Source organism: Kosmotoga sp. (genome assembly GCF_982836095.1).
On record NZ_CEYIHJ010000036.1, the window covers coordinates 1 to 8,428 of the forward strand.

General features: G+C 41.7%; 9 protein-coding genes and 1 pseudogene. 1 reads left to right on the forward strand and 9 read right to left on the reverse strand.

The features are described 5' to 3' along the window. The 9 genes from AC3LHT_RS03890 to AC3LHT_RS03930 form a co-directional block, all read right to left on the reverse strand. On the reverse strand, window positions 1–761 hold a 761-nt coding region (locus AC3LHT_RS03890; protein ID WP_488662043.1), incomplete at its 3' end, for an L-serine ammonia-lyase, iron-sulfur-dependent, subunit alpha. Window positions 762–779: 18 nt separating this feature from the next. Continuing rightward, window positions 780–1,469 (reverse strand): serine dehydratase beta chain, encoded by a 690-nt coding sequence (locus AC3LHT_RS03895; protein ID WP_290646256.1) that lies wholly within the window; start codon window positions 1,467–1,469, stop codon window positions 780–782. Window positions 1,470–1,526: 57 nt separating this feature from the next. After that, window positions 1,527–2,810, reverse strand: coding sequence for a phosphopyruvate hydratase (gene eno, locus AC3LHT_RS03900; RefSeq protein ID WP_488662044.1), 1,284 nt, complete (start codon window positions 2,808–2,810; stop codon window positions 1,527–1,529). 19 nt (window positions 2,811–2,829) lie between these two features. Continuing rightward, window positions 2,830–3,531 carry an amino acid kinase family protein gene (locus AC3LHT_RS03905; protein WP_488662045.1) on the reverse strand — a complete coding sequence of 234 codons (702 nt, stop codon included), beginning with the start codon at window positions 3,529–3,531 and terminating at the stop codon, window positions 2,830–2,832. Window positions 3,532–3,578: 47 nt separating this feature from the next. Continuing rightward, the gene (gene tsf, locus AC3LHT_RS03910; protein WP_290646250.1) at window positions 3,579–4,187 is read right to left on the reverse strand and encodes a translation elongation factor Ts; all 609 of its coding nucleotides are present in this window, start codon (window positions 4,185–4,187) and stop codon (window positions 3,579–3,581) included. Between the two features lie 156 nt (window positions 4,188–4,343). Beyond that, a complete protein-coding gene (coaD, locus tag AC3LHT_RS03915) occupies window positions 4,344–4,820 on the reverse strand; it encodes a pantetheine-phosphate adenylyltransferase (protein WP_290646248.1) in 477 nt (158 codons plus the stop codon). After that, window positions 4,817–5,302, reverse strand: coding sequence for an RrF2 family transcriptional regulator (locus AC3LHT_RS03920; RefSeq protein ID WP_290646246.1), 486 nt, complete (start codon window positions 5,300–5,302; stop codon window positions 4,817–4,819). The genes coaD and AC3LHT_RS03920 overlap by 4 nt, the downstream gene beginning before the upstream one ends. Before the next feature lie 3 nt (window positions 5,303–5,305). Further along, window positions 5,306–6,223 (reverse strand): signal recognition particle-docking protein FtsY, encoded by a 918-nt coding sequence (ftsY, locus tag AC3LHT_RS03925; protein ID WP_290667330.1) that lies wholly within the window; start codon window positions 6,221–6,223, stop codon window positions 5,306–5,308. Then, window positions 6,223–7,965: a proline--tRNA ligase gene (locus tag AC3LHT_RS03930; protein WP_290646242.1), complete on the reverse strand. Its 1,743-nt coding sequence runs from the start codon at window positions 7,963–7,965 to the stop codon at window positions 6,223–6,225. Before AC3LHT_RS03930 ends, ftsY begins: the two co-directional genes overlap by 1 nt. Window positions 7,966–8,091: 126 nt before the next feature. Between AC3LHT_RS03930 and AC3LHT_RS03935 the strand changes: the two are divergent. Then, a pseudogene (locus AC3LHT_RS03935) lies at window positions 8,092–8,428 on the forward strand (nucleoside phosphorylase-I family protein); the annotation flags it as partial.

Here is an 8,428-nt window from a genome sequence, read left to right on the forward strand (position 1 = left end):
ACCTTTCCCATTGCTTCGGCTACTTCATCAAAGTGTATGAGCGACTTTATGCCCGCAAGTGCCATTTCAGCCGCTGTGTAGGCAATTGAAACTCCAAAGGCATTTCTTTTCACACAAGGGATCTCTACAAACCCACCCACAGGATCACATACAAGTCCCATTAGAGATTTTAGAGCAAGGGCTGGGGCTGAATACAGTGCTTCATAATTGGTACTGTCGGTAATGTAAACTATTATAGATGAAGCCATAGCAGTTGCAGTGCCAATTTCAGCCTGACAGCCAGCAACTGCACCAGAAATGGAAGCCTTTTCCTTTATACATTCTCCAACGGCTCCTGCTATTACAAGGGCTTGACTAAGCTTAGTAATACTAACATTATCAAATCGTTTCAGGCTCAATACAATGCCAGGTACAACACCACATGCTCCAGCAGTAGGACAGGCAACTATTTTTCCCATGGATGCGTTGTGTTCTGCCATTGAAATTGCAACTTCGAGTGCATAAAGCAACCGCTCGTTGAGAAATTTTGGGGTGTAATCCCTGAGTTTTTCAGCAATGTTTCCAGTCCAGCCTGTTAGCGAGGGAACCGATTCTTTTCTGCGCTCTTCATAAGCCTTCAGCATAGCCATTATCATTTTTTTTGAGAAATCGAGGGGCTCTTTTGAGGAAGCTCCGCTTTCCAACATATACCAATTGGCAATGATTTCATACAAATCTGTGCCGGTACTTATAGCGGTATCGATAAGTTTTCTAAAATCCATAGAGATACTCCTTTTCAATTATCCACTAAGGTTGGCGATTATAGGCAAATAAGCTACATATAGCACAGGATCTAATCTATTTATGAAGGATAACAGTTCATTACCGGGCACGTTATCAAGCTCGATTATACAGGTAGCTTCATTCTTCAACCTATTCGTTCGTACCAGGAACAAATTGCTAATATTCATTCCTTTTGTACTAATAGCTTCAACGATTTTTGAAAGAGCGCCAGGAGTATCGAGATTTTTTATAATCAGTGTAGGATATATTCCAGAAATGTTCATTGGAGCACCATCGATTTCTGTTATTTCTATACAAGCCCCTCCCGTAGAAGCCCCTATTAAATAATGTGTTTCGGTGTCTGAGCTTCCCGATATCATAACTGTGTTGGGATGTCTGCCTTCAAATGAATCGCTATAAAAGGCAATATCTATACCCAAGGAACGTGCGATTTCAAGTGAAGAGCGAATTTCTTCCTGCCACTCAAAATAGCCGATAACACCGCCCACAAGTGCACGATCGGTTCCATGCCCTTTGTGGCTGCTGAACAAAGATTTGTTGAGCCTGAATTCAACTTTTCTCAGGGCTTTCCTGTTTGCCGGAATTTCGCTGAAAAGACATCTGAAGGCTCTTCCGAGTCTCACCATTCCAGCGGTATGGGAACTCGATGGACCAATGATTATGGGCCCAATCACGTCTAAAATCATCTCAAATACCTCCAAAAAAGGCGCGGGAAAACTCCCGCGCCTTTTTGTCCAAATTTATCAAAGATTGTAAAAGGAGCTTATACCAGCAAACACAGCAACTTCTCCCAATTCTTCTTCAATCCTGAGAAGCTCATTGTATTTGGCGATTCTTTCACTTCTGGAAGCAGACCCCGTTTTGATCATGCCAGAATTCGTGGCAACTGCGAGATGAGCTATAAAGGTGTCTTCAGTTTCACCGGATCTGTGTGAGATCACACAACTCATTCCACGCTTTTGCGCGTATTCTATGGTTTCAAGAGTTTCCGTTACAGAGCCAATTTGATTTAGCTTAATGAGAATAGAGTTAGAACACCCAAGCTCTACGCCCTTTTCTAATCTTTTTAGATTCGTCACGTAAATATCATCACCAACGATCTGAATCCTATCGCCAAGTCTTTTATTGAATTTGCTGAAAGCATCCCAGTCTTCTTCGTGGAAAGGATCTTCAATGCTGAGTATGGGATATCTCTTAACCAGATCTTCGTAATAAGCTATAAGCTCTTCAGCGGGCATTTCTTTTCCGTCAACAAGATATACACCCTTTTCTTCATCAAAGAAGGAATCTGCGGCACTGTCCAGGGCAATGTAGATTTCTTCCCCGGCTTTGTAACCTGCTGCTTCAATGGCCTTTATGATATATTGAATGGCTTCTTCATTACTACCGAGGTTTGGTGCAAATCCACCCTCATCACCAACAGCGGTAACATGTCCATTTGATTTGAGGAGTTTCTTGAGATTGTGGAATGTTTCCACTCCAGCCCTGAGGGCTTCTCTGAATGTATCAAAGCCCGCCGGGACTATCATGAACTCCTGGATGTCAAGGTTGTTATCAGCATGCTTGCCACCATTGACGATGTTCATAAAGGGAACGGGTAACTGCCTTGCATAAGCACCACCAAGATATTTATAGAGAGGCATGTCAAGGTAACTCGCGGCGGCTCTTGCTACTGCCATGGAGACACCAAGAATCGCATTGGCACCAAGCTTGTCTTTATTTTCAGTTCCATCGAGTTTCAATAAAGCATTGTCAAGAGATATCTGGTCAAGTGCATTCATGCCAATGATCTCGGGAGCGATTGTCTCGTTCACGTTATCAACGGCTTTGAGTACCCCTTTCCCAAGGTATCTCTTTTTGTCACCGTCTCTGAGCTCAAGTGCTTCGAACTTTCCAGTAGATGCACCCGATGGGACCATTGCACGGGCTGACGTACCGTCGTCAAGCCAGACTTCAACCTCGACAGTTGGGTTTCCCCTTGAATCAAGCACTTCTCTTGCCATTAAATCAACTATTTGAGCATACATTCAACCACACCTCCTAAAATTAATCAGGTAAAACCAATGTTCCTGTTTTCTCGCCTATTATAGCACTTAACAGACTATTGGGAACAAAGAAATTTATAACAATCACGGGTTTTTTATATCTTTGGCAAAGCGAAAATGCTTCCTTATCCATTATTTTTAGCCCTTTTTCTATGGCTTCTTTGAAGGTTATCTTGCCAATCCGGTTGGCATCGGTGTACAGTTTCGGATCTCTATTGTATACTCCATCAACCTTTGTCGCCTTAATGAGTACATCGGCGTCAATTTCAATGGCGCGGATTGCCGCAGCTGTATCTGTTGTGAAATATGGAAGCGTCGTGCCACCTCCAAAAATAACCACGTGGTTTGTCGCAAAATACCTTTCAATCAAATCGTATTTGTGAGGTTCAAAAGACGGAGAGTTGACACTGGATGAAATTGCCACTGCTTTTATCCCGTTGTTCACGAGAATTTCTTTCAGGTATATGGCGTTGATAAGTGTTCCAAGCATCCCGATTTGGTCTGCAGCCTTTGCGCGAAGTGCTGACAGTTCAGCCCCACGGAAAAGGTTTCCAGCACCGATGACAATACCCATTTCAACACCATGTTCTACAACACTTTTCAGTTCGCCAAGTAGATAATCTATCCTGTCTTTTATAAATCCCTTATTACCTTCACCACTAAAGACTTCACCACTCAATTTCAAGAGGACTCTCTTATACATATCGAACCTCCCAAAAAAAGAGGTGAGCAATGCTCACCTCCATAATGTTAATTAGAGCCGCCTCCGAGTTCCCATCTGACAAAGCGGCTTACCTGAATATTTTCACCCGTTTTAGCAATCAAGTCAACAATGAGTTCTTTTATAGTCTTGCCCTTTTCAAAGACATATTCCTGCTCAAGAAGGCAGTTATCCTTGTAAAAATTTTCCATCTTGCCTTCGATTATCTTTTCGATAACATTTTCAGGTTTACCAGAATTCTTCATCTGTTCAGCATAGATTTCCTTTTCCTTTGCTATCACATCTTCCGGTACATTTTCTCTTGCTACCCATCTTGGGGCCATGGAAGCTATTTGCAAAGCGAGTTTATGAGCAAGCTCTTTGAATTCCTCTGTTCTTGCTACAAAATCGGTATTGCAATTCAGTTCCAGCAAAACACCAAGTTTGTCATTATGATGAATGTAAGAATAAATGATGCCTTCACCTGTGGCTCTCCCGGCTACTTTGTCCGCTTTCAATGCGCCTTTTTTTCTCAGATACTCCTTTGCTTTCTCAAAATCGCCATCAGTTTCGATTAGAGCTTTCTTACAGTCGAGCATCCCTGCTCCTGTCATATCTCTCAATTCTTTCACCATTGAGGCAGTGATTTTTTCAGCCATTTTTGCTCCTCCTTTATCAGACAATTAAGTATTCTCTTTAGGATTATAACGCATGTATCACATTTGAGATTTCAAAGAAGTTAAACACATAATCCAACTATGCCTTCGCGTCAAAAATACAAAGTTTTAGACAACACAAGATCTATGATGGGAGCATTATCCGTGTTTTTTCTTGAAAGCCCGTACCACATATTCGGGAACCCAGGGTGATACATCACCACCAAATTTGGCAACTTCTCTGACAATAGTAGAAGAGATAAACGAGTATTTAGAGTCAGTCATGAGAAATACCGTTTCCAAATTCGGGCACATGGCTTTGTTCATATGGGCCATTTGCAGCTCGTATTCAAAATCAGAAACAGCTCTAAGTCCTCTTACGAGAATGGTAATTTCATTCTTTCGTGTATATTCCACAAGAAGACCGTCGAACATCTCAGCTTTCACGTTACTATATTTTTTGATGGCTTCCTTTGCCATGCTAAGACGTTCTTTCCAATTGAAGAAATAGTCTTTGTTTATATTGTTCATTATCAGCACAGTAACTTCGTCAAAGATTCTGGAAGCTCTGTTGAGAATGTCTAGATGGCCAAAGGTTATTGGATCAAAAGATCCAGGATACACCGCCCGCTTCACTTAGCATCACCCGAAGGAGAGTCACCAAGCATATCTTGTGCCTCCTCAGTATTCTGACCTGATTTTATTTTTTTAGAAAGGTCCACAATATCCTTCAATGTCATATTCCCCAATTCTCTCATCATGGCTTTGTAGAGCCTCACCCACACATATTTGACAACACAGTTAGGATCAATATCACATTCTTCATCAGATTGCAGGCAAACATAGGAATTCATTGGTCTATCGAGTTTTAAGATCACGGCTTTTAACTTTATTTCTTCAGGTTTCTTCGCAAGGGTGTACCCACCGTATCTTCCTCTTGTCGATTTAACAAAGCCGGCTTCTCTCAATTCAGCAAAAATCTTTTCAAGAAAATCCCTGGGAATATTGTTCTTTCGTGCAATTTCAGAAAGTGATGTTACTTCCTCCCCATTTTCGGAAGATGTTGCAAGTTCCTGCAATGCCCTTAAAGCATAACTGCTCTTAATCGTGAATCCCATTTTCTACACCTCATTTTCCTCTAATTCTTCGGTGCCTAGAAGGGCTTCTACAAACTCAGCGGCGTCGAAAGGTTTCAAATCATCTATGGCTTCACCCACACCAATGTATTTTACAGGTATTCCAAGCTCCTTTACAATGGCAAATACAATTCCACCTTTAGCTGTGCCATCAAGCTTCGTCAAAACAATGCCTGTTATTTCAACGGCATCCATGAACTTTTTTGCTTGAACAAGGCCATTTTGTCCGGTGGTCGCATCAATCACCAGAAGAACTTCGTGAGGAGCCTCCGGAATGACTTTTTTAACGACGCGATGGATTTTTTTGAGCTCTTCCATCAAATTATGCTTGGTGTGAAGCCTTCCGGCAGTATCAATAATCACGATATCCTTTGACTTGCTTTTTGCATGGCTAACCGCATCGAAGGCAACTGCTGCTGGATCTGCCCCCTGACCTTGACTGATAAAATCGGCACCCATTCTTTCACTCCATAGTCTCAATTGCTCAACAGCAGCTGCTCTGAAAGTATCACACGCTGCAAGTACAACCCTGTTTCCTTGTTCCACAAATAGTTTTGAAAGTTTCCCGATCGTTGTTGTCTTTCCGGTGCCGTTTACACCAACAACAGATATCACCAATGGTGGATTTTCAACAATTGGCTCAGTATGATTCATCTTCAGCAAATCATTTAGAATATCTTTTAGGGCTTCAATTGGGCTATCGTAATCACCGGATTTTTCTTTTAACTGCTCAATAACATCGCTGGCTGTTTCTACACCCATGTCAGACGTAATCAAAAGCTCTTCGATTTCTTCAAGTGTCTCTTCATCAAGCTTTTTGAATTTGAGAAGTTTTCTTACCTGCTTAAATATGGATTCTCTTGTTTTCTTCAATCCTAGCTTCATTTTTGAAAAGATTCCCATTATCTTACCTCCAGAAAATCTCCTTGGGCATATTCGTCCAAGAGTTGTGCGATTTTTTCAAGAACTTCTGTGTATTTCTCATCGATTTCAACATCTTGCGCTGGGGAAGTGCGCAATTTTAACTCCAGCTTTTGTTCCTTCAACTTTCTTCCTACCGTGATTCTCAAAGGTATACCAATGAGATCGGCATCTTTGAATTTGACCCCAGGCGAAATATTCCTGTCATCTAAAAGCACTTCATAACCTCTTTCTTGAAGAATTGCATAGAGATCTTCACTAACTTTCATGATTTGCTCGTCAGACGTGTTAAGGGCCGATATTACTATCTGAAATGGCGCAATAGAAAGAGGCCAAATAATTCCGTTTTTATCGTGCAGCTGTTCAACACTCGCACTGAGGGTTCTTGAAACACCCCACCCATAACAGCCCATGATGTAGGGCTTGTTATCGCCGTTTTCATCGGTAAAATACCCGTTCATCTTTTCGGAATATTTCGTGCCGAGCTTGAAAATATGACCGAGTTCAATGCCTTTGGTGCTCATAAGTGGCTTGCCACACTTTGGGCAGGGATCCCCAGCTTGAACCATTTTTAGGTCAGCCCACCTGTTTATTTCAAAATCTCTTTCATAGCAAGCGTTGATGTAATGTGTTCCTTCTTTCATACCACCTACAACAAAATTCATCAACGGCTTTACAGTATAATCCGCAACGATATCAACACTACCGGGTATTCCAATAGGCCCGATAAAGCCTATCGGCACACTAAAAGATTCGAAAACTTCCTGCGGTTCTGCAAGCCGGAGGCTTTGATCGCCCAGATGCGCCTTCAACTTGGACTCATTTAGCGTCATATCGCCCCTGATAAGTACCATAACATACCCCTTTTTGCTATGGTAAAGCAGAGACTTAACTATGTCGGATGGCTGTTTTCCCAAAAAAGCTGCGACTTCTTCCACGGTTCGCACCCCCGGGGTTTCAACGCGCTCAAGCGATAGCATTTGTTCTGTTGAGCGCTTTAGGGTTGGAACCAAGTATTCTGCTTTTTCATCACTGGCAGCATAGCCACAGTCACAATAAAGCAGTGTTGATTCTCCACTTTCAGCGAGTACATTGAACTCATGAGATTCGTTTCCGCCAATCGCACCGGAATCAGCCTCAACCACAAGATATTTTAAACCAATTCGCTTCATAATACGGGAGTATGCACTGTGGAATTTTTTGTAAGCCTCATCCAATGATTCCCAGCTGGTGTGAAAGCTGTAAGCATCTTTCATGATGAATTCCCTTGCCCTCATCAATCCAAATCTCGGCCTGATTTCATCACGATACTTTACAGCAATTTGATAAAGAGAAAGCGGAAATTGCCTGTAAGACCTGAGCTCACTTCTTAAAAGGCTCGTTATTATTTCCTCATGTGTGGGGCCGAGGGTAAAATCCCTTTTATGGCGGTCTTTCAACTTCATCATCTCTGGACCGTAATCATCCCATCTTCCCGATTCATGCCATAGTTCTGCGGGCTGTATAATAGGAAGCAAAGATTCCTGGCAGCCAATTCTATCCATTTCTTCCCGAACTATATTTTCGATCTTCTTCAACACCTTGAGCCCTAAAGGTAAATATGCATAGACACCTGCAGCAACTTTTCTAACAAATCCTCCGCGTATGAGCAATTTGATACTGATTAGATCAGCATCGGAAGGGGCTTCTCTTAATGTGGGAGCGTATAATTCTGTAAATCGCATCCAAAACTCTCCTTTCAATTCAATTATGACTCTTTATATCGGTGAAATTATAGCATCTTCTGGTGGACTTTTCTCGATTCTGATATAATGTATAAGATAAGAGATAGACCTGAAAGGAGGAATATTATGAATGTTCAAGAAGTTATTCAAGAAATGAACGAATACGTTTCAAATGTAAAAAAGTCAGCTAAATTTCTTCTCGAAAAAGTTCAAAAACCCCCAAAAATAGCAATTATATTGGGATCAGGACTTAGTGGAATTGCAGAGAGTTTAGAAAATGCCTTGTCAATTTCCTATGCAGAAATACCTGGATTTCCGCTTTCAACCGCACCGGGTCACAAAGGTGAATTGTCGTTTGGTGAAATTCATGGATATCCTGTAATGCTGATGAATGGAAGGTTTCACTATTACGAGGGCTATGATATGAAAACGGTAACGTTTCCAATAAGGGTTATGCAAGAAC

Coding starts and splice junctions, on each gene's coding strand:
- AC3LHT_RS03895 (WP_290646256.1), bottom strand. CDS start 1,469: ATGATTTTAGACGTGATTGGGCCCATAATCATTGGTCCATCGAGTTCC.
- eno (WP_488662044.1), bottom strand. CDS start 2,810: ATGTATGCTCAAATAGTTGATTTAATGGCAAGAGAAGTGCTTGATTCA.
- AC3LHT_RS03905 (WP_488662045.1), bottom strand. CDS start 3,531: ATGTATAAGAGAGTCCTCTTGAAATTGAGTGGTGAAGTCTTTAGTGGT.
- tsf (WP_290646250.1), bottom strand. CDS start 4,187: ATGGCTGAAAAAATCACTGCCTCAATGGTGAAAGAATTGAGAGATATG.
- AC3LHT_RS03920 (WP_290646246.1), bottom strand. CDS start 5,302: ATGGGATTCACGATTAAGAGCAGTTATGCTTTAAGGGCATTGCAGGAA.
- ftsY (WP_290667330.1), bottom strand. CDS start 6,223: ATGGGAATCTTTTCAAAAATGAAGCTAGGATTGAAGAAAACAAGAGAA.
- AC3LHT_RS03930 (WP_290646242.1), bottom strand. CDS start 7,965: ATGCGATTTACAGAATTATACGCTCCCACATTAAGAGAAGCCCCTTCC.